Source organism: Rothia mucilaginosa (genome assembly GCF_049990865.1).
GTDB lineage: Bacteria > Actinomycetota > Actinomycetes > Actinomycetales > Micrococcaceae > Rothia > Rothia mucilaginosa_I.
Map to the genome: position 1 here is coordinate 1733684 of NZ_CP188231.1, position 25705 is coordinate 1759388.

A 25705-nucleotide genomic window follows, 5' to 3' on the forward strand; every position below is an offset into this window, starting at 1 on the left:
GGGTGCCCGAAGCGAAGCGAGGGCGGGTGCCCCTGTAGGAGCGAAGGAAGAGTGCGGGCGCCTCCCTACCCACGTCCCGAGCAGAGCAAACTAGGCCCAGAGGAACTGGATCGTACCCGCCGCAATAGATGCACCGTATGCAACAGCGATAATGACGGCGGCAGCAATACTCACATGCACATCATGTGGTGAATAGGACGGCACACGAGCCCAGGTGCGTTCGCCTGCACCGAAGCCGCGCGCCTCCATGGTGATAGCCAGGCGGGAGCCGCGGCGGATAGCCTGCACGAGCAGGGCGAAGCTTTGCCCGCCGAAGGTTTGTGCGCGTCCGGCGAGGGATTGGCCTGCGCCGAGTCCGCGGGCGCGTCGTGCCTGGCCGAGGGCGTTCCATTCGGCGAAGAGAATACCGACGAGGCGCAGGGCGGCGACGGTGGCGAGCACGAACCGGGAGGGTAGTTTGAAGGTTTGTGCGAGGGAGTCGCCGAGGTCGGTCGGGTCGGTGGTGAGTACGAATGCGAGGGTGGGTAGGACCATGGCGAGGGAGCGGATCATCATGGCTGCGCCGACGGCGGCGGAGTCGGTGGTGATGCTGTTGAAGCCGAGGTCGAGGATGGTGGTGCCGCTTTTGGCGCTGAGCATGGCGACGGACCAGCCGGTGGTGATGACGGCGATGAGGATGGGCCAGAAGCGGGCGAGGACGTTGACGGGTCGGAATCCGACGAGGATGAATCCGAGCAGTTCGAGGGCGAAGAGGATTCCGGAGGTGAGGGGGTCGCGCACGATGAGTGCGGCGATGATGAGGGTGAAGGAGACGATGAGTTTTACGCCGGCGTTGAGGTTGCTGAAGTAGCTGGTTCGGTCGATGGTGCCGAAGAAGTCGGTGTTCATGCGTTCTCCTTTCCGGGGGTTGCGAGGGCTTCGGAGGTGTCTAGGGCTTCGAGGGTGATGTGGTTGCCGCCGAGTGCGGCGGTGTAGTCTTCGTCGTGGGTGATGGAGATGACGGCGGTGCCGCCTGCGAGGAGTTCGCGGATGAGGTCGACGAGTTCTGCCCAGGTTCGTGCGTCTTGGCCGAAGGTGGGTTCGTCGAGGATGAGGATTTTGGGTGCGGTGGCGAGTGCGGAGGCGACGGAGAGCCTGCGTTTTTCGCCGCCGGAGAGGGTGAAGGGGTTGGCGTCGAGTAGGTGGGTGAGGCGTAGGCGGGTTGCGAGTTCGTTGGTGCGGGCGGTGAGGTCGTCTTCGTTGAGGGGAACGCGGGTGAGTGCGGCGAGTCGGCGGGGGCCGAGTTCGAGTTCTTCGCGTACGGTTCCGCGGATGAATTGGTATTCGGGTTCTTGGAAGACGTAGCCGATGCGGCTGAGCATTTGGGCGGGGGTCCAGGTGGGTACGTCCCAGTGGGCGCGCTCGCCGCCGCTGCGGTTGCCACCGTTGTTACCGTCGTAATTACGCAGCGCGTCGGTGGCGGTGAGGGTGCCGTTGGGTGCGGTGAGGAGCCCTGCGAGGGTGAGGGCTAGGGTTGATTTGCCGGCGCCGTTGGGGCCGAGCACGCTGAGGTGTTCACCGGCGTGCAGGATGAGGTTGATGCCGCTGCGCAGGACGGGCAGGTCGGTGGGTGCGGGTGCGGGGGTGTCGCCGAGGCGTTTGATGGTGCGTCGGCGCGCGCGTCGTTGTTTGGGGGTGGGTTGCGCGCGGGTGATGCTGAGGTTTTCGGCGCGCAGTAGCGCCTCGCCGTGCTCGCTATCGCCCGCAACCTCGCCGCCCGCAGTATTACCGGCAGCGCTCTGCGGTGCACGCGGCACGTAGTTGGGTACCCACACGCCCGCGTCGATGAGTTCTTGGCGGGCTTCGGTGAGTACGGTGTCGGGTGCGCCGTCGTGGGTGATGGTGCCGCCTTCGCCGAGTACGATAATGCGGTCCATGTGCGGCGCCCAGATGCTCACGCGGTGCTCCACGACGAGCAGGGTCGCGCCGGTCGCCTCCGTAGCGGTGAGGATGCTGTCGCGTACTTCCTGCACGCCGGAGGGGTCGAGGTTGGCGGTGGGTTCGTCGAGGATCATGGCGCCGGGGTGCATCGAGAGGATGCCCGCCAGGCCGAGGCGCTGTTTCTGTCCGCCGGACAGTGCGCTGCTGGGGTGGTCGAGGGGCAGGTGGTTGAGCCCTACTGCGGTGAGGGCTTCGGTGACGCGGCCCCAGATTTCTTCGCGGGGTACGCGCAGGTTTTCGGGGCCGAAGGCTACGTCGTTGCCGACGGTTGCCATGACGATGGAGGATTCGGGGTCCTGCTGCATCATGCCTGCGGTGCCGCGTGCTTCGGCGGGTGCTTGCCCGTTGATGGTGATGGTGCCGCCGGCGGATTCGCCGTCGTCATCGTGGAGCACACCGGCGATGGCGTGCAGGAGCGTCGATTTGCCGGCGCCGGAGGTGCCCAGTAGCAGGACTTTTTCACCGGGGTTGATGGTGAGGTTGAGTCCGCTGATGACGGGTTCTGGGCGTCCAGGGTGGTGCCAGCTGAAGTTGTTGAGCTCGATGCGCGCCCCGCGCGGTGTTGCTTCCATGATGGTTCCTTAGCCTTTTGTGTGGCTGCTGAGTGTGCCGAGTGGTGACTCGTGGTGAGTGACTAGTTGGTGGTTAGCGGCGGGTCTTGCCGGATGCCAGCGAGGAGAGCACACCGGTCTTGGCGAGGTTCTGCACGAGAATCCACGCCAGGAAGCCTGCGATGACTGCGCCGGAGATGACGGCGCATGCTACGTAGATGATTGCCTTGACCGGTTCCATGTCGGGGTAGTAGATGAAGATTTCGTTAACGCCCATGAACAGGCCGCTGAGTGCACCGGCGAAGATGGCGACGGTTGCGTTCCAGCGGCGGTAGCGGAAGATCGCGAAGGCAATTTCAGCGCCGACGCCCTGGAAGAAGCCTGCAATCAGGATTTCGCCGCTCCACGCGCCGCCGGTGAAGAGTACGGAGATGAATGCTGCGACGATTTCGCCGAAGAGCGCCGCACCGGGCTTGCGGATGAGCAGACCGCCGAGGGTGCCGCCGAGTAGCCATGCGCCGGCGACGATGGGGCGGAATTCGGGTGCTGCTACGAGTGCGGTTTTGGCGGCGGGGCCGACTGCGATGTCCCAGATCCAGAAGATGACGGCGCAGGCTACTGCGATCACTGCGGCGATGACGATTTCGTTGACTCGCCAGCGCAGGTTCGGCTTCTTCGCTTCTTCCTGTGCGGGTGCCTGGGTAGATGCCTGGGAGGCGGGGGTTGCGTTCTGTGACATTGGTGGTCCTTCCGTCGTTGGAAGGGGAATGTCCTCGCCCTCTGATTGGACGAGGGCATTGAGAAGAAATTCGACTCCCTACGCCGGTACTAACCGGATCAGGTTCGAGGGTCTGCTTAGCACTCTCAGCGCCTCGGTGGCGCTCCCCTGTCGTTTGGGGTTCCTTGTCCGTACCGTTGTGGTGCGGGTGGGAACCCAGGTTCGATTGTAGGCTTGTCTGGCTGTTCGTGCCAATTTGCCGCTTTTTGTTTCGTTCTTCTGCCCACATTACAGAATTGCACGGTGTACAATTTTGGGACGGGAACCCTTCCGAGGCGGCACGAACGCCTTAAACCCTATACGCTAGGGAGTGGCGCTCTTTTCTCACCCAACCCCGAAGGGGTTCACGGGAGAGACGCCGCATCGTATACAGCTAAGGAGATACACATGAACCCCGTCGCTAAGCTTGCTATTGCGGGTATCAACATGGGCGCTGCTGCCCTGGTTGGTAAGGGCCTGGGCGCAGCCTGGACCAAGGCTACCGGTAACCAGCCTCCCGCCATTTCCCACGAGTCTGAAGACACCCTGCGTCAGGTCATCCTCTGGACCGTTCTGACCTCCGTCGTGGGTGCTGTGGTGAGCTTCGGTATTGCTCGCCTGCAGCGTCGTTTCTTCAACTAAGACTTTGCGCTTTCCGCGCGAAAGTTCATGAACTAGGCGGTACGTATCTTCGCTCGGTACGTACCGCCTGGTGTTCCATCTTCAGCACGCCCGCTCTACTTCAGCCGGTTCCATGCCGACGCTACGCTGAAGCGCCACCTCGGCATCCGAAAGCACAACTATGACTATTTCTTCTCCCCGCCGTAAGACGAAGGCTCAGCGTAGGGTCGTTGACCACGCGAACAGCCGCCGCTCGGTCGCGTCCTGGGTCATGTGGGATGTTGGTTCGTCGAGCTTCGACTCGATTATGACGACCTTCATCTTCACCGTGTACCTGACCAGCAGCTACTTTGGCACGCCCGAAGAGACCTCTTCGGCGTTGTCTTTGGGCCTGACCATTGCCGGTTTCCTCATTGCGATTCTGGCACCGGTCACCGGTCAGCGTAACGATAAGTCCGGCAGAGGCATCTTCTGGCTCGGCGTGAACACCATGCTGCTGGTCGGTTCGATGGCGGCGTGCTTCTTCGTGGGCCCCACCCCGCAGTACCTGTGGCTGGGTGTCACCCTGATTTCCGCGGCGAGCGTGTTCAGCGAGTTCGCGTACGTGAACTATAACGCCGTGCTGCCGCGCATCTCCCACCCGGAGAATATCGGCAAGATTTCGGGCGCCGGATGGGCTGCCGGCTACATTGGCGGTATCCTGGCGCTGGCTGTGGTGCTGTGGGGTTTTGTGCTTACCCCTGAAGTACTCGGTCTGACCACCGATAACGCCCTGAATATCCGTGCGGTCGCACTGTTCGCCGCCGCCTGGTGTTTGATTTTCTGCCTGCCGCTGCTGGTGCGTATGCGCACCCGCGAGCGCTTCCTGCCGGAGGTGCTGCCCACCCGCGAGCTGCGTTTCCTGGAGCTGGGTATGGAGCGTCTCTCCCCGGCTCGTCAGGGCGGTCTGCTCGCCTCCTACAAGGCGCTGTGGCGCACCATTAAGCGGCTGAAGATGACGTCCCCGCAGACCCTGTGGTTCCTGATTGCTTCGGCGGTGTTCCGTGATGGTCTATCCGGTATTTTTACGTTCGGCGGTATTCTTGCGGCGGGCACGTTCGGTTTCAGCACTTCCGAGGTGATCCTGTTCGGTATTGCCGGTAGCGCTGTCGCGGCGGTTGGCGCGATTCTGGGCGGCTACCTGGATGATTACCTGGGCCCGAAGGCGATTATTGTTATCTCGCTGGTCGGCATTATCTTGGCGGCTACCCCGTTGCTGTTCTTCCCTCAGCCTAGCGTGTTCTGGGTATGCGCCCTGCTGCTGTGCCTGTTCGTAGGCCCGGCGCAGTCGGCATCCCGTACCTTCCTGGCTCGCCTGGCTGATCCCGGTACTGAGGGTGAGCTGTTCGGTCTGTACTCGACCACCGGTCGTGCCACCAGCTTCCTGGCGCCGATGCTGTTCGGTCTGTGCGTGAGCATCATGGGCGCGCAGATTTGGGGTGTGCTCGGTATTCTGATCGTTGTGGTGGCGGGTCTGCTCCTGCTGCTGCCGGTGAAGGCGCCCGGTCCGCTGCGTATGCGTGCGGCTCGCCGCGAGCAGAAGCGTGAACAGAAGCGCCGCGACAAGGCAGCCCAGTAAGGCAGCCCAGTAGCGCTGCTCAGTAAGGCGTCACGGGGCTAAGAATCCTGCAACCCCCGCGAATACAAGCCTGCAAACGCAAACTTGCAAACACACAGGGAGGGGCGGGTAGAAGATCATCCTTCTACCCGCCCCTCCCTTGTGCTTAAGCAGCGCCTAACAAGCGGAGCTCAGTAAGCCGCGCCAGAGAGCCGTGGTGGTTGGTGGTTAGTCCTCCACCACGTCATCCTCATCATCAGAGACAGCATCCTCAGAGGAATCCAGCGCAATCTGCTGCTCCTCCTCATCCAGAACCTCATCGCTAGTCATCTGAGCCCAGGTCGCGTCATCAATCAGCGGATCATCAATCACACGAACCCACAGCATCGAACCAGCCGCCATAGCGCTCAAGTTCTCGTCATACGCCTCCGCAGGCAGACCCTCAAAGATCTCAGCCAGACGCGCAAACAGGTCATCATACGAAATGTCGCCCTCAGCCTGCAGCCAGCACTCAGCCGCAAAATCAGACAGCTCATTCAGCTCAGTGTCGCACAGCAGCAAGAACGGGCCGTCCTCACCCACACGCACACCCGAAGTACCCGGCATACGAGACACCGCAATCGTACCGTTCAAGAACACACCCGGCAGGTGATCCTCAACCGTGTACTTCTCCAGGCTCTCAACCTCATCAGCATTCGGCAGCTCACCACCATTCAGCAGATCCTGAACCAGCGGCAGAGTATCCTCAACCTCCGAGTACACCAGGCGCCACACGCCACCGCAACGCTCCACCAGCTTAGCCAGCGACACAACACCCTCAGGGTGACGCGCCAGACCCGAGCTCTGCTCGCTCAAGAACACCAGAGCCTCATGCAGCGGAACACGCTCAAAATACGGCTCCGAAGCCGACTCATCACGAGAAATGAACACAATACGCGACAGCTCATAGCTGAGGTCATCACGATCAACCACGTTCAGACCCAAATCCACCGGGTTCTGCTGATCCTTCGGCGCATTCGGGTCAACAATCACAGACAGCGGCTTCGGATACGGCGACACAACGCCCTCATCCGAAATAATCGCAGTCTCATCAGTCAGGTACGCAAACTTCGAACCCAAGAAACGCGACGCAGTCGTCTTACCGCTACCAGAAACACCCACCAGCGCCACAGCGCGCTTCGAGTCAGGGTCACCAATAACAGCCGCATGCAGCATCACACCGCGACCAACCAGCTGCTCAATCATCGCCAACGTAATACGGCTCGTCAGATCCTGCATACCCGAATCATCATCAGCCACACGCAGCGTCGAAACCTTATCAAACGAACCCATCAACGGATTCGCCAAATCCATCACCGACTCATCAGTCGGCGCATGAACCAGCATCACCTGATCAAAACGAGACAACGAAGCATACGCCTCATCAGGAGTATCAAAAAACTCCGGAGCAAGAGGCTCCCACGCCTTCTTAAAACGCTCCACAAAAGAGTCCGACATATCAATCAGATACAAAGAAACTTCCGCGCCAGCAACACGCAGAACAACAGGCTTCAGATTCATCAAAAATCCTTAGAGAGTGAGAGATAAAAACCCGCACGCGAGTGAACGCACGAGCACAACAGGCGAAAAAACCGCCCAACGCGGGCGCACAAACACACAGCCTGCACGCCCGCACCCCAAAGCGGGAAAGACTAAGACTCCACAGAACCATCCGCAGGAATCATCGTCTGATGAAAATTCAAATAACTACGCGAAGCAGTTGGGCCACGCTGACCCTGGTAACGGTTACCATACGCACCAGAACCATACGGATGCTCAGTCGGGCTACTCAAACGGAAGAAACACAACTGACCAACCTTAGAACCCGGCCACAACATAATCGGCAAAGTCGCCATATTCGACAACTCAAGCGTCACATGCCCAGAAAAACCAGGATCAATAAAACCAGCCGTAGAGTGAGTCAGAAGACCCAGACGACCCAACGACGACTTACCCTCCAAACGGGCAGCCACATCATCAGGCAACGTTACCTTCTCATACGTAGAACCCAACACAAACTCACCCGGATGCAGAATAAACGGCTCATCAGGAGCCACCTCCACCAGGCGCGTCAAATCCTCCTGCGGCTGAGCAGGATCAATATGCGGGTACTTATGGTTATCGAACAGACGGAAGAAACGATCAATCCTCACGTCCACACTTGCAGGCTGAATCATCGACTCATCGAACGGATCAAGAACGATGCGCCCATCAGCAATCTCTTGACGAATATCGCGATCTGAAATAAGCACGCTTAAAGGATACCTGGCAAACACCACCCACGTGCAGGCATCCACCAGCCCCAGCACACAGGCCTACATCACATTTCAACCCTGCCGCCCCGCACACAAACAGCCGCAACATATTTCACCCCCGACAAGCAAGCGCGATACACTGAAAAAGATGCGGCTGTAGCTCAATGGTAGAGCGCACGCTTCCCAAGCCTGATACGCGGGTTCGATTCCCGTCAGCCGCTCCACAAGCCCCGGACCTTATGGTTTGGGGCTTTATTTTTTAGGTTGGATGCGGTGGTTGGGCCAAGAGTTTAGGATGCCGCTTGGGTTGGACGGGTCGAGGCGGTATGTTCCTTGCTCCTGCAGTAGGAGCGAAGGAAGTGTATAGCGTGCGCATGGGGCTACAGCAGACCCTTTCTCGATGAGCCCTCGGGAAAGTGCCCCGACGTTCCTACGGAACCACCACCATACCCGGCTGCCAACCCTCGTTTCCCGGCGAGCTGTCTGCGGTACCCAACCCGAAGGACACAAAACGATTACACCACTCCACAGGACTTGACCAACCGCTACCGTACCGTTCCTGAACGGCTACCTTGCCAACATCAGCCACACCTATCCCAGGTCACAGAACGTGAAGCACCATAGCAGTTTGCCTTCGAGCGCACTCAAAGGTTTAGTGTAATTGATATGTTGGAAGAACGGTTAGAGCAAGCCCTTAGGCTCGCGATCGATCCACCCGGAGGGCTAAATACTGCGGCGTTGCGCGACCTGATCAGAGATGACGAGAACACTCAGTGGGATATCGCTACCACTGCCGAGTATTTGGGAATCAGCGCACATACGCTGCGCTATTACGAACGTGCAGGGCTGGTGAAAGTAGGACGCGATGCATCCGGCTATCGGCTTTACGATGCTGCGGCTGTACGGCGTTTGGTTTTTATTACCCGAATGCGGGTCTCTGGAATGTCGATTGCCCAACTCCAGCATTACATCTCCTTGGTTGAACAAGGTGCAGAAACAGTACAGGAGCGTCTTGATTTGATGCTGGAGCATCGCGACATCCTTCGACAACGAATAGAGGATCTTCAGTTATCGCTGGCAGCTACCGAATTCAAGATAGCAATGTATCAGAAAGGTTCCCGCCCATAATGAGTAATCAGTACGATATTGATTCCGTCGATAACCAGCGACGTCGTGATCTTGGATTGCAGGTTCTCTCCCGTATCGACGGAGACGCTGGTCAGAGTGTTATCGAATCACTTTCCACGTCAAACCCTGCTTTAGGACACCACATCGCCGCATTTGCTTTCGGGGATATTTACGATAGGCCCGGTCTGGATGCACGCAGTCGCCAGCTAGTAACCATTGGCGTATTGACTGCATTAGGCGGATGCGAACCTCAACTTAAAGTTCATGTTGGAGCGGCACTCAATGTCGGGATTTCCGAAGAGGAAATTCAGGAAGCTATCCTGCACGCCTCAGTGTACTGCGGCTTTCCACGAGCACTGAACGCTACTTTCGCAGCACAGGAAGCAATAGACTCACGGCGGAACTACGACAGGTAAGTTGATAACGCCACTCCGGACACTTCCCGGCAGGGCCGGAAACCTTTGTATCCAGAGTGACGTTCTATTGGAGCGGCTGACGGGAATCGCTTCCAGGCGGAAATACATTCCCTCGCGCGCTCGGGATTTCCGCCTTCCAGCCCGTCAGCCGCTCTCCTCAAGCCTTCTGCCCCACGGTAGGAGGCTTTTTATTTTGGGTTGAATGTGGTGGTTAGGCTCAGTTGGACGGGTCGAGGCGGTATGTTCCTTGCTCCTGCAGGAGCGAAGGAAGTGTATAGCGGGCCAAGCGCACACACCTCAAAACGCTTGAAGGATGTTCAACTCACCACACAGTTGTGCTAACCTAACCACAGAAATTCAATGAGAGAATTTCTAAAAAACATCTATTCGACGAGGAATCGTAGACCCGCATGACCCGCGAAACGCACCCCTACACCACCCCCGCACGCCCCCTCGACCTGAACCTCTACCTCGTCACAGGCGACAACCCCCTCGAAACCGTCCGGGCAGCCAAACACGCCACCTGCATCCAAGTCAGGTCCAAACCCATCAGCGCGCGCGAGCTCTACCAGCTCACCGAAGCTATCGCCGGCATCATCCAGCCGCACCAGACCCTCCTCATCGACGACCGTGTAGACGTCGCCCTCGCGCTGCGTGCCCGCGGCGTGCGCGTTGACGGCGTGCACATCGGTCAAGACGACCTGCCCGTAGCCGACACCCGTGCCCTCCTCGGCGCCGACGCAATCATCGGTCTGACCACCGGCACCCGGCAGCTCGTCGAAGAATCCAACAAAATCGCGCACCTGATCGACTACATTGGCACCGGGCCGTTCCGCCCCAGCCCCACCAAGCAGTCCAACCGCCCGCCCCTCGGCATTGATGGGCTCCGCGAACTTGCCAAGCTGTCCGCCGTACCCACCGTAGCTATCGGCGACATCATCCCCGAAGACTGCCCCGCCATCCGCACCACCGGAGTTGCCGGAATCGCCATGGTCCGCGCCTTCGTCGACAACCCCGCACTGCAGGCATAGCCATGACCATCACCATCATTGGCGGCGGAATCATTGGCCTCACCACCGCGTTTGAGCTCACCGAACGCGGCGAAAGCGTGCACCTCATCGACGCCGAAACCAGCGACTACGGCACCGCCGCCGACGGCACCGTGATCTACCCCGCCGCCAGCCACTACGCCGGCGGCATGCTCGCGCCCATCGCAGAAGTGCAATTCCAGCAGGACGCGCTCTTCCCGCTCATGACCGCCAGCGCCGACGCCTACCCCTCCCTCATGGGCAGGCTCAGCCGCGCCACCGACCTGCCCACCGGCTACGACACCACCGGCACACTCATTGTCGCCGCCGACCGTGCCGACGCCGAGCACCTGCAACGCACCCGCGCCTACTACCGGGACATGAACCGCCCCGCAGACCCCGTCACCCCCACGCAGGCACGCACCCTCGAACCGCTCCTGGCACCGCGTATTGCCGGCGCTGTGAGCATCCCCAGTGACCATCAGCTACACCCGCGGCTCATGAGGCGCGCCCTCAAAGACGCCCTCACCCGCCGCGGCGTCACCTTCAGCACCGAACGGGTCACCGACCCGGACGCAGGCGACATTATCTGCACTGGACTAGGGGCAACACTGCACGGGGACTACCCGCTACGCCCCGTCTACGGGGACATTCTGCGCCTGCGCGCCCCGCGACCCATCCTCAAGCATGTAGTGCGCGGCTACGTGAACTCCCGCCCCGTCTACCTCATCCCCCGCCCCGACGGGGAGCTGTGCATCGGCGCGACCAGCCGCGAAGACCACCGCACACTACCCGCCATTGACGGCGTACACCAGCTGCTACGTGACGCAATCCGGCTCGTGCCCGCCGTTGAAGAGTGTGAGCTTCTGGAGGCGAACGTCGGCACCCGCCCCGGAACCCCGGACGACCTGCCCATCTTCGGGCACCGCACCCGTGCTGACGGCACCCGCCAGCTCGTGTCCACGGGCTATTTCCGCCACGGTATTCTGCTTGCCGCGCTCGCCGGCAAGGTTGGTGCGGAGGTCGCCTGCGGGGCTGAGATTCCGCCCATCATGCAGGCGTGCGACCCGGCACGATTCACCCACTAAACACAGTCCCCGCCGGATGCACCCGGCACCTTCACGAAAGGATTTCGCATGATTATCACCTACAACGGCGAGCCGCTAACCACGAATGCCCGCACCGTATTTGACCTTGTCATGGACCAGTTCGGTACCGAAAATGGCGTGGCTGTGGCGCTCAACCGCAGTATCGTGCCGCGTTCCACGTGGCTGGATGTGCCGCTGAACGAGGGCGATAGGGTGGATGCCCTCACCGCCGTTCAGGGCGGCTAATCTTCCAGCCTGAACCGGCGAGATTCCCGCCGGCTCATACCCACCGGCAAAAAGAACAGATATTCTCGGTTTTTGTTCCCTAAACCGGGCGCACCGTAGCGCCCCGCACCAACCAGCAAACCCCGTTATCTAGACGTTCCCACAGAGGAGAACACCATGAGCCTCACACCGCTCACCATCGGCGACCGCACCTTCACATCCCGCCTCATCATGGGTTCCGGAGGCGCAACCAGCATGGACCTGCTCGAGCAGGCGCTCATCGCCTCCGGCACCGAAATGACGACCGTTGCCATGCGCCGTCACGCCGCAGGCACCCCCATTTTTCCGCTTCTGCAGAAGCTCAATATTGCGCCGCTGCCCAATACCGCAGGGTGCCGCACCGCAGCCGATGCGGTGATGACCGCGATGCTCGCCCGCGAGGCGCTGGGCACTTCCTGGGTGAAGGTCGAGATCATCCACGACGAAGACACCCTACTGCCGGACACCGTGGAGCTGTTGAATGCTTGCGAGCAGCTGGTCGCTGAGGATTTCACGGTGCTCGCGTACACCTCTGACGATCCGGTGGCTGCCGCTCGCCTGGAGGATGCGGGCGTTGCGGCGGTTATGCCGTTGGGCGCGCCGATTGGTACCGGTCTGGGCATTTTGAACCCGCACAATATTGAGCTGATTGCTTCCCGCGCGCAGGTTCCGGTGGTTCTGGATGCTGGCGTGGGTACCGCATCCGACGCGGCGCTGGCGATGGAGCTGGGTTGTGATGCGGTGCTTCTGGCGTCGGCGGTGAATCGTGCTGAGGATCCGGTGGCGATGGCTCAGGCGATGAAGTTTGCGGTGCAGGCGGGTGCGTTGGCGCGTGAGGCTGGCCGTATTCCGGTGCGTGAGCACGCGAAGGCATCGTCGCCGTCGGAGGGTTTCGTCTCGTGGATGTAAATCTCACCCCTACCCCGGTGAATCCGGAGCATGCGCGTCTGGATCGCGAGCGCACTGACCGTCAGCGTCGCCTGCCTGGCTTTGATCAGGATGCGGTGGCGGCGGCACGCGTGTTGGTGATTGGTGCTGGTGGTTTGGGTTGTCCGGTGGTGCAGGCGTTGGCGGCGGCTGGTGTGGGGTATCTGCATATTGTGGATTCTGATTCGGTGGAGCTGTCGAATATTCAGCGTCAGCCGCTTTTCGGTGTGCCTGATGTGGGTGAGCCGAAGGCGGAGGTTGCGGCGCGCCGTGCCCTGGAGCTGTGCCCGTCGTTGACGGTTGAGACAACGATTCGGCATGTGGATGCGTCCTGGATTTTGGATCTTTTTGCCGCATCGGCACCGGATTGTGTGGTGGATTGTACGGATACGTTTGCGTCGAAGTATCTGATTGCGGATGCTGCGCAGGTTGCGGGTTTGCCGCTGGTGTGGGGCACGGTTTTGCGTTTTGGCGGGTCGGTGAGTCTTTTTGAGCCGGATGGCGCGCATTTGCGTGATATTTTTCCGACGATTCCGCAGACGGTAGAGTCGTGTGCGCTTGCCGGGGTGTTGGGTGCGACGACGGCTGTGGTTGGTTCACTGATGGCGACGGAGGTGCTCAAGTTTGTGAGTGGTTTGCCGACGGCGGCGGGTACTCTGCTGACGTATGATGCCTTGTCGGGTACGTGTATGTCGTTTGGGGCGGTGCCGGATCCGGCGCGTGTGGTGCCGGTGGATTTGTCGGCGCATGAGGTTCCGCAGGTTCTGCTGGATGTGCGTGAGGTGCCCGAGCGTGAGGAGTCGGTGAAGCATGAGGACTCGTTGCATGTGCCGTTGTCGCAGCTGAGTGACGCTGAGGGGTCGTTGTTGCCGGCAACCGACGTGCCCGCGGAGTTGTTGAGCCTGTTTGAGTCGGTGCGTGATCAGCGTGTGGGCGTTTTCTGCGCCTCGGGTGCGCGAGCGCAGCGCTTTGTGCAGGCGTACGAGGAGCTTGCGGGCGAGTACGGGGTGCGCCTCACGGCTATCTAAGCACATGCAAGGCGTAGCTATCCCTTCCGGAAGCGACATCAGGGTGCCCGGAGCGAAGCGAGGGCGGGTGCCCCTGTAGGAACGAGGGCGCATACCGCTTTCCGCTTAACTGGTAGGCACTTAAAGTAGGGACAATTCCCCATGTGCAGGGCGTAAAATCGTGTATAACACGGCGGCTCGTCGCGCGGTTTGTTCTGCCTAAAAACTGCCACTGCCGCCTCCTGTTTTCGCACACTCACTCTAGGAGTTTTATGCTCACCGTCTCTACTGTGCCGCTTGTTTTGTGTACGGCACTTGTTGCGTTGACTTTGTTGATTAGCGGTATTGCTAAGGCGAAGGACCCGCAGAGTACCGTGACTGGTATTCAGAATCTTGGTTTGGAGAAGATCGCGCCGACCCGTGCGGTGTCGCTGATTTTGCCGTGGTTTGAGATCGCCCTAGCCGCCGTCCTGTTGTTGTCGCCGGTGCGTTTGCCTGCGGTGATTGCTTCGGGTTTGGCGCTGATTCTGATGCTGTTCTATACGGTGGTGATTGCGCGCGCGCTGGCGACGGGTCGTACTGCGGGTTGTAATTGTTTTGGCTCTGAGTCGAATGCGCCGGTGAGCCGTTATACGCTGGTCCGTAATGTTGCGTTGTTGCTGGCGGCGGCTGGTGCGCATGCGAGCGCATTGAGGGGCGGCACGGGTGTTGTGTCGACTCTGCTGGGTCTGGGTAATAGCGGCTGGACTTGGGTTTTTGGTGCGGCGCTGATTGCGCTGACGTTGGAGGCTGTTCGCCGCGGTGATGCTTTGGCGCAGCCGGAGCCGCAGGCTGAGGTGATTTTGCCGGAGCCGGTGTATGACGAGAACGGCGAGGAACAGTATGTTCGCATGCCGATTCCTCATGCTGCGCTGTATCTGGAGAATGGTCGTCACACGAATTTGCGTGCGTTGGCTAAGAATCAGGCGCGTATGCTGGTGTTTGTGTCGGCGACCTGCGCTGGTTGTGTGAAGTTTTTGAAGACGATGTCTTCGTGGCAGGAGCGTCTGCCGCAGGTGGCGTTGCATCCGGTGTATTCGAGTCTGGAGTCGTTGCAGACCTCGCGTAATGCGGGTACGTTGCCGGAGGGGTTGACTCCGTTGATTGACCGTGAGGCTGGTGCGCGCGCGAATTTCGGTAATGGTGTGCCGTTGGCTGTGGTTTTGGGTGCTGATGGTCTGATTGCTGGCGGCCCGGTGGCTGGTAAGGAAGAGGTTGAGGCGCTGCTTGCCGATATTGAGGAGCAGTTCGCTGAGGCTGCTCGTCTGGCTGAGGAGGAGCGCCAGGAGCAGCTGCGTAAGGCGTTTGCAGCGGGTCCGTCGAATGTTGAAGGCGACCACCTCTAAACACGCTCCTATCGTCCAGCCCCTGTAGCGCCTCTGTAGCACTTCCGATAGCCCCGTCCGGCTCTTACTGCCCTTACCGGCAGACGCCGGGTGGGGCTATGCTAGAACGTAGCGCACACACCGCTTATATGCCGCGGTCACCTTGCCTGGTGGCGGTTGGCGCATCCTCAACCCTGTCTAAGGAGTTTTTATGGCAATGATGAGTTTCAACGCTCCGGGCGAGCGTGAGAAGTCCTTGTGGCTGGTCCGTAAGGAGAGCAACCCGAATCATTCGCAGTGGTACATTGACCGTTTTAAGGCGATGGAGGCTGAGGGTAATGATATGGCGGGTGAGTCTCGTCTGGTGAATGCGTTGGCTTCTCGTGGCGCGAAGATTCTTGATGCGGGTTCGGGTCCTGGTCGTGTGGGTAAGCAGCTGCACGCGTTGGGTCACCGTGTGACGGGTGTGGATATTGATCCTGAGCTGATTGAGGAGGCGCGCCGCGTCTGCCCGGATGCTACGTGGATTACGGCTGATCTGGTGGATTTGCCGGAGGTGCTGGGCATTGAGGGTGAAGCTACGGCGGAGAATGGTTTTGAGGTGCTGGTGTGTGCGGGTAATGTGATGGGTTTCTTGGCTCGTTCGACTCGTAAGCCGGTGGTTGAGAATTTCCGTCGTGTGTTGGCGCCGGGCGGCCGGGCTGTCGTGGGTTACGGTTCGGGTCCGGGCCGTGATTATGCGTTTGAGCAGTTTTTGGCGGATGCCCGCGAGGTTGGCCTGAACGTGGATAATACGTATTCGTCGTGGCAGATGCACCCGTTTGTGGAGGGTTCTTCGGAGTTTTTGGTGGCGGTGCTGTCGCGCCCGGCGAGCTAGGCTCGCATCGAAAGCTAGCGTGCAGTACGTCTTGAGCTAGGCATACAAATGGCCCGGCACCTGCCCCGTGGGGGTGGGTGCCGGGCCTTTGCGCGTCCTGAAGATGCGCATCCATAAGAACTTTAAAGAATAGGCGTTCTAGTGGATGAGGTATATGGTGCGGGCGAGTTCTTCGGGCAAGAAGGATGCGGCGAAGAGGATTGCCACGATGATGACGGCGAGTGCGGTCATGAGGCTGGAACGCCAGCCGGGGTGCAGCTCGTTGAAGGTGATGAGTCCCTTATGTTCTTTGTCCATGTTGACCACGTTGATCTGTTTGTAGATGGTGGTTTGGGCGGAGAGTTTGGAGGAGACTTCTCGCATGGTTTTGCCGTCCCAGACGCGGCCGTCGATGCGCATGAGCTGTTTGCCGTCTTTGTCGACGGCCCACATGGCGGGGAAGCTGCGGTAGCGTAGGCGGCCGGCGACGGTTTTGAGTTTCTGGCCGTAGGCTTTTTTGGGGTAGAGCTTTTCGGCGTAGATGGTGTGGTCGATGTTTTCGAGGGGTACGGCGAACCAGCCGAAGGTGCGTGCGCGGAGCACATGGGTTTTGGTGATGACGATGATGGTGGGTTTGAGGACTGAGTAGAGGTTTACGCCTGCGATGGTGCCGATGAGCAGTACGAGGATGGTGTACGGCAGGGCGGGTCGCTTGTAGAGGATGAAGGCGAGCGCGGCGAGGAGCACGATGGTGCCGGGGAGTGCCGCTTCGATGCGCCTGCCGTAGGAGCGCATGCGGGGGTGGAATAGTTCGTTGACTTCGCCGTATTTGGCGGGGACTTCGTGAGCGCGTTCTGCCATATACACAACTTTAGTGTGTGCGGTGCGTGAAACCTAGCGGACTACCTGCGTTACTCTGGTTCTATGCGTAATTTTTCTCCCGTGGAGCGGGTTCTGGCAATGTGGATGGTCGGTGTTGTGGTGGCGGTTTCTGTGGCTGCTGCGGCGCTGGTTATGACGAATAAGCTGGTGTATGGTCCGACGGGTCAGGTGCGGGAGTATTTTCATGCGTTGCGTACGGGTAATGGTTCGTATGCGCGTGGTTTGTTGGGTGCGCAGATTCCTGAGGGTGACGCCTCTTTGTTGGATGGGGATGCTTTGAGGCGTTCGGTGTCTTCGTTGGGTGAGGTGTCGTATGAGGTGGTGGAGACCAGCGAGGATGGGGAGCATGCGACGGTGCGTGCGTCCTATATTTTGGAGGGTTCACAGCAGCATACGGATTTTCGTTTGCACCGTTCGGGCACGCATTGGGGCTTTTTTGATAAGTGGGCTATTGATGAGGCGTCTTTGCCGTCGGTGAAGGTCGATATCCAGGGTGTGGAGGCTGCAACGATTAATAACCGTAAGGTTGCGGTGGATCGTGGTTCTGCGTCGTTCCCGGTGTTTTACCCTGGCGTGTATGCGGTGTCGTATGATTCGACGGTTTATACGGCGCAGAAGGTGAATGAGGTGGTGACTGCGCAGGATGCGAATCATTCGGTGCGTATGGAGTTGAAGCCGAGTGATAATGCGTTGGCGTCGGTGAAGGAGCAGGTGCAGGATCATTTGAAGAAGTGCACGCAGCAGAGCACTCTTTATCCTGGTGGGTGCCCTTTTGAGTATGCGTTTACGGGCCGTGTGGATTCTGAGGTGAAGTGGTCTGTGGAGAAGGTGGCGGATCCGCAGGTGAGTGTGAGTTCGGCGGGTGTGTGGTCGTTGAAGCCGATGTCGGGTACGGCGAAGGTGTCGTTTACTCAGTTGGATTTGTATACGGGTGCGCGTTCGCAGGTGCAGAAGGAGATTCCGTTTACGTTGAAGGCGTCGGTTGAGGCGGATGCGAAGGCGGTCCGAGTCTCCTTCTAAAGCCGCTGAGCTGCGCAAGAGCCAGTATGCTCTGAACGCGACATCAGGGTGCCCGAGCGAAGCGAGGGCGGGTTCCCTGTAGGAGCGAAGAGCATACTGGCTCGTAGCTTATATGGGCTGAAATAGGGTCAGTATTATCCGTAGCGACATCAGGGTGTCCGAGCGAAGCGAGGACGGGTGCCCCTGTAGGAGCGAGGATAATACTGACCCTTAATTTTTTCTGTTATAGACCCCTAGTTGATACCGCGCAGGTCGAGGACGAGTTCGCTTTCGTCTGCCTCGTCACCGGTCACGACGACGGGAATACCCCAGTCCTGCTGGTAGAGGTGGCATGCTGCGTGCTCGGGGATGTCACCGCCGGGGGTGCCGTCGCAGGCGGCGGCACGAGCAGTAATGTGCAGGACTGCCTCAGTCACATCGGGGTTGAGCACGAGGGTGCGGGTCAGTCCGGTGGAGGTGCCGGCGCCTTCCAGGATGAAGTTCTCGGGGGTGGATGAGATCTTCAGCTGGGTGGGGTCGCCCCAGCGGGTGTCGAGCTTCTGGCCGGTGGGCACGGTGAATCGTGAGGTGAATTCGAGGGTGCCGCCGGTGAGCTTGGTGGAGGGGCGTGCGGTGGTGATGGCGCCTTCGTCGACGTGCTGTGCCTTGGCGGGGATGGAGGCGCGTACGAGCTGGTGGGCGTTGGTTTCGACGATGATGAGGCGCGGTTCTTCGCCGGGTACTTCTTCGACGAGCAGGTCGGAGGGTTCGTCGAGGCCGCGTTCGAGGGTGCCGAGGGTGCCGGTTGCGGGGTCCCAGCGGCGGATGGCGCCGTTGTAGGTGTCGGCGACTGCGATGGATCCGTCGGGCAGTTCGGTCAGGCCGAGGGGGTGCTGCATGCGGGCGGTGTCGGAGTCGCCGTCGACGAAGCCGAAGTCGAATAGGCCCTTGCCGACGGCGGAGGTGACCTGTACGCCGTCTTCGGTGAAGGTGACGTGGCGCAGGCCGCTGGTTTCGGAGCATGCGACCCAGAGGCTGCCGTCGCGGGCTTCGATGATGCCGGAGGGCTGAGCGAACCATGCGTCGGCGGCAGGTCCGTCGGCGAGTCCTTCGACGCCGGAGCCTGCGAAGATGCTGACGATGCCGTTGATGGGGTCGTAGCCGAAGAGCTGGTGGGTGCCTGCCATGGCGATGATGAACTGGCCGGCTTCGCGAGAGTAGACGGCGTCCCAGGGTGAGGAGAGCGCGATTTCGGTGGCGGGTACGCCGGCGGGGATGTGGTTGGGGTCGCCGGTGATGGCGTTGTCGCCGTCGATGACGCGCTGCACGCCGTTGCCTGCGAGGGTGCGTACTTCGCCGGTGCGCAGGTTGAGGGAGCGCAGGCGGTGGTTGACGGTGTCGGCTACCAGCACGTCGTAGCCGAGCTGTTCGCGCAGGTTTTCGGGTACGAGGGCGAGGCCGGCGGGTTCGTTGAAGCGTGCTTCGGTGCCGGTGCCGTCGACGTGGCCCTTGACGGGGTGGGTGATGGGGTCGTCGCCGCCGCCGTAGGTGTTGATGACGGTGTTGAGGTCGGCTGCTACCTGCAGGATGCGGTGGCGTGCGCTGTCTGCGACGAGGTAGGTGCGTTCGCGGTTGCCGAAGAGGTTTGCGGGGCCGAATTCGGCGGGCAGTTCGATGGCTTTGCCGGGGAAGGCGTAGGTGCCGGCTGCTTTGGGGCGGGGTACGTAGGGGCCGTCGCCGCGGTGTAGGGTGCCTTTCGCCTCGTGCTCGGCGACGAGTTCGCGTACGAGGGAGGTGAGGCCCTGTACGTGGCCTTCGCCGGAGAGGTGGGCGACGATGTAGCCTTCGGGGTCGACGACGACGAGGGAGGGCCATGCGCGGGCGGTGTATGCCTGCCAGGTGGTCAGTTCGGGGTCGTCGAGTACGGGGTGGGTGATGTGGTAGCGGTCGACGGCTGCGGCGAGCGCTACGGGGTCTGCTTCGTGTTCGAATTTGGGGCTGTGGACGCCGACGGTGACGAGTACGTCGGAGAATTCTTCTTCGAGGGGGCGTAGTTCGTCGAGGACGTGCAGGCAGTTGATGCAGCAGAGGGTCCAGAAGTCGAGAATAACGATTTTGCCGCGAAGATCCTGCAGGGTGAGGTTTTTGTCGCCGGTGTTGAGCCAGGCTCGGCCTTCGAGTTCGCTGGCGCGCACGCGTACGCTGCGGGTGGTGTTCTCGCTCATGGTTCTCTCTCCTGTTGGGTGCGCTGTGTGTGAGCGCGTTGGTTTGCTGTCCCCATTATGCCAGCGTGGGGTGGGTGGTTCGCTGGGAGTTGAGCTTTGTGACTTGGGGCCTTAACGACCTGTCATATTAAGTCACATTCCGGGTGGCGTATGGGTATATAAAAAGCGCCCCGCACGCATCACGGTCGGATGCGCACGGGGCGAACGGGGCTAGCTAGTCGCCAGCTAAGTGGTGGATACGTTTAGCTCGTAGCCATGCTGGTCGGCTTAACGGGATTCTTCGGGGCAGGCAGGTCTCCCACCGGAGCCGGGGGCTTGGGCAGCTCCAGGGACTGGTAGTCGCCCGAAACCTCCGAGGTCTTAACGTTCATAATGGAAGCCGCACCATTCTCATCAACGCTAATCACTTCACCGTTAGGCTTGACGGCAACCCAGCCGCCCTTATCAGTCACGGCGGCAACCTCACCTTCAGGGGTCACACGTACCCAGCTACCGTCATTCTCAATGCTGATGTAGTTACCGTTCTTAGCTTCGACAACAGCGATGCTTCCGTCAGAGGCAGTGTATACGTTACCTTCAGTGTTCGTAGTCTTCTTGGCGGAGCGGTCTTTCTTAGCCTCTTCGACGGCTTCCTTGTAATGCGCGTATAGCTGCGGACCGTAGTTGCTATCGGTGGGGTCCGTAGGCATAGCGGAAGCACCCGACAGTCCACTCTTCTGGCTTTCGGATTCCTTAGCAGAGGCGCTCGAGCTACCTGCGGTTGCGGAAGCGGTAGCCGATGCGCTCGCCGAGGCAGACGCGCTGGAGGAGGCGCTCGAGCTACCTGCGGTTGCAGAAGCAGACGCGCTGGAGGAGGTGCTCTGGCTTTCGGCGGGTGCCTTGGCGTTGGAGCTGCAGGCGGCAAGACCGAAGGTTGCGGCGAGGCTCAGGGACAGAACAGCAATAGACTTCTTCACTGTGTTCTCTTTTCTGGTAGATCCCCGTGCTATGCCGGGGAGACCTATAGTGTGGTTGTTCGTTGAGTGAGAGTTGAGTAAGAGTTAGAATCTGAGCGCCTCCCTAATCCTAACAACAGTCATGCGAAGCTTCCTATTTTCTGTAGGAGTTCAGTGCGGCTTGAAGACGCAAAAGCGCCCCGCACACATCACATTCGGATACGTGCGGGGCGCTAGGGTCCCTATTCTGGTGGGCTGTGCGGCCCACAGGGGCAGGAGCTAGTTTTTACTTGGCGCCTGCAACCTCGGAGAGGTCACCAATCTTGGTGGGCTTGACCGGGGTCTTAGCGGTGCCGCTGAAGCCGTCGATGCGGCCGGGGGCCTTCGGGGTCTCGATGCTGGAGACGTCGGTCGCCTTCTCGAAGGTCTTGGTGTTCAGCACGGATGCGGTGCCGTCTGCCTTGACAACGGTGTAGAGGTTGTCCTTGGGGTTGGTCTTGATCCAGGAGCCGTCCTCGCTCACGACGATGGTCGTACCGTTGGAGTCGATGCTGGTCCATACACCGTTATTCTGGATGCTGACGATAGCACCGTCCTTGGATTCGAATGCAGCGAATTTATCGGTGTAGTAGACGGTGCCGTCGCTGGTCTGCACCTTCTTCACGCCGGACTCGGCCTTGAGCTGCTCCAGGACTTTCTTGCTGGCAGTGTAGCCTGCGGAGGTTGCCTGTTCGGCGGATTCCTGGCCCTTCTTGAGTGCTTCGGTTGCTTCGCTGGGCAGTCCGCTGGGGGCGCTGATGGTGCCCTGGGTGGTCTTGGTTTCTGCCTTGGTGGTTTCAGCTGCTGCGGAGGTGGTGCTCTTGCTGGTTGCTGCTGCGGAGGTGCTTGCGGGTGCCGAGGCAGTTGCGGAAGCGGTTGCAGAAGCAGACGCGCTTGCCGATGCGGAGGAGCCGGAATTGGTGCCGGAGTTGCCGCCGCAGGCTGCGAGGCCAAGGGCACCGGCAATGGTCAGGGACAGAACAGCAATAGACTTCTTCACTGAATTTCTCTTTTCTGTATGCGCCGCTCTGCAACGGCGCAGTGCGTAGTGTGGTTGACCTGTACTCCGGTATGCCCGGTGTACGCCTTCATGCTAGCACCGCGACCTGGAAGCTCCCTGAGATAGTGTACCGTTTCTCATCCCCCGCTACTTTCATGGGTCTTCTCAGTGCAGCTTGGAAGACGCAAAACGCCCCGCACGCATCACGTTCGGATACGCACGGGGCGTCTTCATACGTCACGGACTGTTACGCTCTGGGAGCGTCACTGGCCGTTGTTAGCTCTTGACAGCTTACTTGGGCTGTGCAGGCTTGACGGGGTTGACCTTAGCCTGTGCGGGCTTTGCGGGAACCTTCGGAGCCTTCAGGTCAGCCTTCTCGCCGCCAACGAGGGAGGTTACTTCACCGGATGCGTCCACGGTTGCCTGCAGGCCGGTGTTGGACTGGATGCTCCAGGAGCCATCAGCCTGAACGGCGACCTGGCCGTTTGCGTCCTGACGGCTCCAGGAGCCGTCAGCCTGTACAGCTACCTGGCCCTCGTCACCCTGAATGGACCAGCCGCCCTCTTCAGAGACAAGAACGTCGCCCTCAACGGTGGAGGAGGAGTTACCCTCGGAGTCCTTGGACTCAACCTTGGTGCCCTTTTCGTCGGACTCTACCTTGGAGGAGTTACCCTCGGAGTCCTTAGCGTTAACGGAAGCCTTGCCGTCTGCGCCGACCTTCACGTCTGCGGAGTTGCCTTCGCCGTCGTTAGCCTTGACGGTGACGTTGCCGTCCTTGTCAACCTTCACGTCTGCAGTAGCGGAAGCGGAAGCTGCAGAGGTGGTTGCCGCCGAGGATGCCTTAGCCGATGCGCTTGCGGACGCAGTTGCCGAAGCGGATGCGGATGCAGTCGCGGTGGTGGAAGAGGACTGGGAGCCGCATGCGCTCAGGCCCAGTGCGCCTGCGAAAGCGATAGACAGAACAGCGGTGGTCTTCTTCATTGCGGGGGCGATTGCCATTGTTTCTCCTTGTGGTTGTTAGTATGGTGCGGCTAGTTGGCGACGTATTCGCGTCGTGCGCAGGATCCTTGTGGGATTCTATAACGATTATCGGTGTAACCAACCGCGTTAATTCTATCGAGTTTGGGTGTGATTATCCGGGCGTGTGGGCGTTTATCCGCATCCTAGCGAGTGGGATAGCCCATGTTTTCGCCCGGCTTGTCAGCCAGCTTCTTAGCGGCGAGGGGTGACGGGCTTGACGGGGTCAGCGCCAGCACCGGCGGGCTTGACGGGTACGGCAGGTACCTGGAAGTCGCCATGACCGGTCCGCTCCCAGGAGCCATCAGCCTTCACTTCGACAACACCGGAGGTTCCGACGAGCTCCCAGGAGCCGTCTGCGTTCACCTCTACATTGCCGCTGGGACCGACGCGTTCCCAAGAGCCGTCAGCTTCCACATCAACGATGTCACCGTTGGGAGTGTGGTAGGACCAGCCGCCGTCAGCGTCGAGCTGAATCACGGTGTAGCCGTTGGCGGTGCTGACGGTAACGCTACCGGAGGTGCCGTTCGAGTTGTTCTTGGAGCCGGCGCTCTCCCCTGCCTTCTCATCGACCTTTGCGGAGGAGCCGGAGTTGTTGGATGCCGAGCCGCCGTTGACGGTCACGCCGTCTTCGGTGACGGTGACGGTGCCCTGGGAGCTGCTTGCGGTGGCGCTCGGGGAGGCTGCGTCGCTTGCCTTGACGGTGACCTTGCCGTTGCCTGCGTTGACCGCTGCGTCAGCGGTGGAGGATGCCTTGGCGGTTGCGGTGGCGGTGGGTGCCGGGTTGGAGGTGTTCTGTGCACCGCAGGCGCTCAGGCCCAGTGCTGCGATTGCCGCGATGGACAGTGCGGCTGCGCCGGTGCGGAGGCGGTGGTTGGTGGGCGGTGCGGAAGTACGCTGCGCATGGCGTGCCATGAGGGCTTCTCCTTGTGAGTCCCGGAAGGTCGGTCGTCCGGGGTTTGTATGGTTGATTTGCCGGGTGGGACGGGGCCGTTGTGTATGGTGTGTGGCTTTTCCTTCGCCGGTGACTCCAGCTTAGGGTGTGAGTCTAAGATTGAGCTTTAGTTAGCTGTGTTTAAGCTGTGTCCAGACGGTGATGTATAAGTATTTTTCCCAGAGGGGTTTCATATTCGCGGTTTTTCGCTCAGCTTATGCATAACTTTCTGCTTAAATGTATAAATTTTCTTTATTTTTTCTGTAGTACATCAGAGTTTCTCCTATGAAACCGGGCTACTTTCTATGTTTTTAGCTCAACCACACGGTTAAGGTTGTAAGGACCCAACTAATCAGTGATCCTCGGGATCCACCTCACCTGGCCAGGCGCGCTTCCGCTACTTGAGCCCTCCTCAACCGGGTTTTCCCCACTGTTTTCCCTTGTGCAGGTTTCCCTTGTGCAGGCATAACAAAAGACCCCCACCGTAAAGGTGAGGGTCTTTTATCAGATTCAAAGTCTCAAGAATTACTTCTTCTTAGCGACTGCTGCCTTCAGCTTGGAGCCTGCGGTCAGCTTCACGCCGTGACCGGCGGGAATCTGGATAGTTTCGCCGGTCTGCGGGTTACGGCCGGTACGAGCTGCACGGTCGGTGCGCTCGATTGCCATCCAACCGGGGATGGTGATCTTCTCGCCCTTGGAGACGGAAGACTCGAAAACCTGGAACACTGCGTCGAGGACTGCATTCACGGTTGCCTGGCTCTTGCCAGACTTCTCTGCAACCTCAGCAACGAGTTCGGTACGGTTCTTAGCCATTAGGGTGCCCCTTCCAGAGACTTAAGGTTTGAGTCTAAAGCGAGTGACCGTCTTGCGACGGAAAACCGTTTAGGAACTAAAATACCAGATTTACCAGCTGGACTTGGTGATACCGGGCAGCTCGCCACGGTGTGCCATCTCGCGGAAGCGCACGCGGGAGATACCGAACTTCTGGAAGGTACCGCGGGGACGGCCGTCGATCTGGTCGCGGTTACGTACGCGAACGGGGGAAGCGTTGCGGGGCAGCTTCTGCAGTGCCACGCGTGCTGCTTCGCGCTCCTCGGGGGTAGCGTTCTCGTCGATCAGGGTCTTCTTCAGCGCAATACGCTTCTCGTTGTAGCGAGCGACGATGACCTTGCGCTGCTCATTGCGAGCGATCTTGGACTTCTTAGCCATTCTTAGCGCTCCTCTCGGAAGTCAACGTGCTTGCGGACGACGGGGTCGTACTTCTTCAGCACCATGCGGTCGGGGTTGTTGCGGCGGTTCTTACGGGTCACGTAGGTGTAACCGGTGCCAGCAGTGGACTTGAGCTTGATGATAGGACGGAGGTCCTTAGCCTTGGATGCCATTTACTAGATCTTCTCCCCGCGTGCGATGATTTCTGCAACAACGGCATCGATGCCACGAGCATCGATAACCTTGATGCCCTTAGCGGACACGTTCAGGGTTACCTTACGACGCAGCGAAGGAACCCAGTAGGTCTTCTTCTGAACGTTCGGATCGAATCGACGCTTGTTACGGCGATGCGAGTGCGAAATGCTGTGTCCAAAGCCGGGAACAGCTCCGGTCACCTGGCAGACTGCTGCCATGTTTCACTCCTTTATTGATTGACTTTTATGACGGTACGCAGTCGATGTTACTCGTGAGCGTCCCGCCACCAATGTAGAAGCACCGGGTTATTCGCCGGGCTAGAGTGTTTGAGATCGTCACGTGGGTGAGAGGCCACGCATCGATCCCCGCCGCGGGAAAAACGGTGAAGCTTA

Annotated in this window: 27 protein-coding genes, 1 tRNA gene and 1 riboswitch; of the genes, 13 read left to right on the forward strand and 15 right to left on the reverse strand. The window is 59.9% G+C overall.

Annotated elements, in window-relative coordinates; translation table 11 throughout:
* Nucleotides 1-90: 90 nt before the first annotated feature.
* The 3 genes from ACP3RB_RS06730 to ACP3RB_RS06740 form a co-directional block, all read right to left on the reverse strand.
* Nucleotides 91-888 carry an energy-coupling factor transporter transmembrane component T family protein gene (locus ACP3RB_RS06730; RefSeq protein WP_426698868.1) on the reverse strand — a complete coding sequence of 266 codons (798 nt, stop codon included), beginning with the start codon at nucleotides 886-888 and terminating at the stop codon, nucleotides 91-93.
* The gene (locus ACP3RB_RS06735; protein ID WP_426698869.1) at nucleotides 885-2552 is read right to left on the reverse strand and encodes an ABC transporter ATP-binding protein; all 1668 of its coding nucleotides are present in this window, start codon (nucleotides 2550-2552) and stop codon (nucleotides 885-887) included. The genes ACP3RB_RS06730 and ACP3RB_RS06735 overlap by 4 nt, the downstream gene beginning before the upstream one ends.
* 73 nt (nucleotides 2553-2625) lie before the next feature.
* Nucleotides 2626-3270: an ECF transporter S component gene (locus ACP3RB_RS06740; RefSeq protein ID WP_426698870.1), complete on the reverse strand. Its 645-nt coding sequence runs from the start codon at nucleotides 3268-3270 to the stop codon at nucleotides 2626-2628.
* A 58-nt stretch (nucleotides 3271-3328) separates the two neighbouring features.
* A riboswitch (TPP riboswitch) is annotated at nucleotides 3329-3429 on the reverse strand.
* A 267-nt stretch (nucleotides 3430-3696) separates the two neighbouring features.
* Between ACP3RB_RS06740 and ACP3RB_RS06745 the strand changes: the two genes are divergently transcribed.
* Nucleotides 3697-3930, forward strand: a complete 234-nt coding sequence (locus ACP3RB_RS06745; RefSeq protein WP_005506756.1) for a DUF4235 domain-containing protein — start codon at nucleotides 3697-3699, stop codon at nucleotides 3928-3930.
* A 160-nt stretch (nucleotides 3931-4090) separates the two neighbouring features.
* A complete protein-coding gene (locus ACP3RB_RS06750) occupies nucleotides 4091-5527 on the forward strand; it encodes an MFS transporter (RefSeq protein ID WP_426698871.1) in 1437 nt (478 codons plus the stop codon).
* A gap of 207 nt (nucleotides 5528-5734) precedes the next feature.
* On the opposite strand, the gene ACP3RB_RS06755 is transcribed toward ACP3RB_RS06750, so the two are convergent.
* Nucleotides 5735-7066 (reverse strand): septin family protein, encoded by a 1332-nt coding sequence (locus tag ACP3RB_RS06755; protein ID WP_426698872.1) that lies wholly within the window; start codon nucleotides 7064-7066, stop codon nucleotides 5735-5737.
* Nucleotides 7067-7197: 131 nt separating this feature from the next.
* Entirely contained in the window at nucleotides 7198-7797 is a 600-nt protein-coding gene (dcd, locus tag ACP3RB_RS06760) for a dCTP deaminase (RefSeq protein WP_005509013.1), read from the reverse strand.
* A gap of 153 nt (nucleotides 7798-7950) precedes the next feature.
* Here dcd and ACP3RB_RS06765 point away from each other — a divergent pair.
* From ACP3RB_RS06765 to ACP3RB_RS06810, 10 genes are all read left to right on the forward strand, one after another.
* A tRNA-Gly gene (locus ACP3RB_RS06765) sits at nucleotides 7951-8024 on the forward strand.
* Between the two features lie 442 nt (nucleotides 8025-8466).
* Nucleotides 8467-8928 (forward strand): MerR family transcriptional regulator, encoded by a 462-nt coding sequence (locus ACP3RB_RS06770; protein WP_049359604.1) that lies wholly within the window; start codon nucleotides 8467-8469, stop codon nucleotides 8926-8928.
* On the forward strand, nucleotides 8928-9344 hold the full coding sequence (locus tag ACP3RB_RS06775) for a carboxymuconolactone decarboxylase family protein (protein ID WP_294603362.1): 417 nt from the start codon (nucleotides 8928-8930) through the stop codon (nucleotides 9342-9344). Before ACP3RB_RS06770 ends, ACP3RB_RS06775 begins: the two co-directional genes overlap by 1 nt.
* A gap of 410 nt (nucleotides 9345-9754) precedes the next feature.
* Nucleotides 9755-10375, forward strand: a complete 621-nt coding sequence (locus ACP3RB_RS06780) for a thiamine phosphate synthase (protein ID WP_426698873.1) — start codon at nucleotides 9755-9757, stop codon at nucleotides 10373-10375.
* A 2-nt stretch (nucleotides 10376-10377) separates the two neighbouring features.
* Nucleotides 10378-11460, forward strand: a complete 1083-nt coding sequence (gene thiO / locus ACP3RB_RS06785) for a glycine oxidase ThiO (RefSeq protein WP_426698874.1) — start codon at nucleotides 10378-10380, stop codon at nucleotides 11458-11460.
* Nucleotides 11461-11508: 48 nt separating this feature from the next.
* Entirely contained in the window at nucleotides 11509-11706 is a 198-nt protein-coding gene (gene thiS, locus ACP3RB_RS06790) for a sulfur carrier protein ThiS (protein WP_049328087.1), read from the forward strand.
* A gap of 156 nt (nucleotides 11707-11862) precedes the next feature.
* Nucleotides 11863-12633, forward strand: a complete 771-nt coding sequence (locus ACP3RB_RS06795) for a thiazole synthase (RefSeq protein ID WP_005509016.1) — start codon at nucleotides 11863-11865, stop codon at nucleotides 12631-12633.
* Nucleotides 12624-13679 (forward strand): ThiF family adenylyltransferase, encoded by a 1056-nt coding sequence (locus ACP3RB_RS06800; RefSeq protein WP_426698875.1) that lies wholly within the window; start codon nucleotides 12624-12626, stop codon nucleotides 13677-13679. Before ACP3RB_RS06795 ends, ACP3RB_RS06800 begins: the two co-directional genes overlap by 10 nt.
* Nucleotides 13680-13930: 251 nt before the next feature.
* Entirely contained in the window at nucleotides 13931-15043 is a 1113-nt protein-coding gene (locus ACP3RB_RS06805) for a MauE/DoxX family redox-associated membrane protein (protein ID WP_070616068.1), read from the forward strand.
* A 190-nt stretch (nucleotides 15044-15233) separates the two neighbouring features.
* The gene (locus ACP3RB_RS06810; protein WP_070616070.1) at nucleotides 15234-15899 is read left to right on the forward strand and encodes a class I SAM-dependent methyltransferase; all 666 of its coding nucleotides are present in this window, start codon (nucleotides 15234-15236) and stop codon (nucleotides 15897-15899) included.
* Between the two features lie 138 nt (nucleotides 15900-16037).
* Here ACP3RB_RS06810 and ACP3RB_RS06815 read toward each other — a convergent pair whose 3' ends face one another.
* Nucleotides 16038-16739 carry a hypothetical protein gene (locus ACP3RB_RS06815; protein ID WP_049352210.1) on the reverse strand — a complete coding sequence of 234 codons (702 nt, stop codon included), beginning with the start codon at nucleotides 16737-16739 and terminating at the stop codon, nucleotides 16038-16040.
* A 63-nt stretch (nucleotides 16740-16802) separates the two neighbouring features.
* On the opposite strand from ACP3RB_RS06815, the gene ACP3RB_RS06820 reads away from it, so the two are divergent.
* The gene (locus ACP3RB_RS06820) at nucleotides 16803-17780 is read left to right on the forward strand and encodes a hypothetical protein (RefSeq protein WP_426698876.1); all 978 of its coding nucleotides are present in this window, start codon (nucleotides 16803-16805) and stop codon (nucleotides 17778-17780) included.
* A gap of 233 nt (nucleotides 17781-18013) precedes the next feature.
* Here ACP3RB_RS06820 and ACP3RB_RS06825 read toward each other — a convergent pair whose 3' ends face one another.
* The 9 genes from ACP3RB_RS06825 to rpmB form a co-directional block, all read right to left on the reverse strand.
* Nucleotides 18014-19984: an NHL domain-containing thioredoxin family protein gene (locus ACP3RB_RS06825; protein WP_426698877.1), complete on the reverse strand. Its 1971-nt coding sequence runs from the start codon at nucleotides 19982-19984 to the stop codon at nucleotides 18014-18016.
* A 242-nt stretch (nucleotides 19985-20226) separates the two neighbouring features.
* Nucleotides 20227-20940, reverse strand: a complete 714-nt coding sequence (locus ACP3RB_RS06830; RefSeq protein ID WP_294631679.1) for a transcriptional regulator — start codon at nucleotides 20938-20940, stop codon at nucleotides 20227-20229.
* A 265-nt stretch (nucleotides 20941-21205) separates the two neighbouring features.
* A complete protein-coding gene (locus tag ACP3RB_RS06835; protein ID WP_294631680.1) occupies nucleotides 21206-21958 on the reverse strand; it encodes a preprotein translocase subunit SecD in 753 nt (250 codons plus the stop codon).
* Between the two features lie 291 nt (nucleotides 21959-22249).
* The gene (locus tag ACP3RB_RS06840; RefSeq protein WP_294631681.1) at nucleotides 22250-22957 is read right to left on the reverse strand and encodes a hypothetical protein; all 708 of its coding nucleotides are present in this window, start codon (nucleotides 22955-22957) and stop codon (nucleotides 22250-22252) included.
* A 213-nt stretch (nucleotides 22958-23170) separates the two neighbouring features.
* Nucleotides 23171-23890, reverse strand: a complete 720-nt coding sequence (locus ACP3RB_RS06845; protein ID WP_294631682.1) for a hypothetical protein — start codon at nucleotides 23888-23890, stop codon at nucleotides 23171-23173.
* A gap of 544 nt (nucleotides 23891-24434) precedes the next feature.
* The gene (locus ACP3RB_RS06850; RefSeq protein ID WP_005506733.1) at nucleotides 24435-24722 is read right to left on the reverse strand and encodes an HU family DNA-binding protein; all 288 of its coding nucleotides are present in this window, start codon (nucleotides 24720-24722) and stop codon (nucleotides 24435-24437) included.
* Between the two features lie 90 nt (nucleotides 24723-24812).
* Nucleotides 24813-25118, reverse strand: coding sequence for a 30S ribosomal protein S14 (gene rpsN, locus ACP3RB_RS06855; protein ID WP_005506731.1), 306 nt, complete (start codon nucleotides 25116-25118; stop codon nucleotides 24813-24815).
* Nucleotides 25119-25120: 2 nt separating this feature from the next.
* Nucleotides 25121-25291: a 50S ribosomal protein L33 gene (rpmG, locus tag ACP3RB_RS06860; protein WP_004005967.1), complete on the reverse strand. Its 171-nt coding sequence runs from the start codon at nucleotides 25289-25291 to the stop codon at nucleotides 25121-25123.
* A gap of 3 nt (nucleotides 25292-25294) precedes the next feature.
* Nucleotides 25295-25531, reverse strand: coding sequence for a 50S ribosomal protein L28 (gene rpmB / locus ACP3RB_RS06865; protein WP_004005966.1), 237 nt, complete (start codon nucleotides 25529-25531; stop codon nucleotides 25295-25297).
* Between the last annotated feature and the right edge of the window lie 174 nt (nucleotides 25532-25705).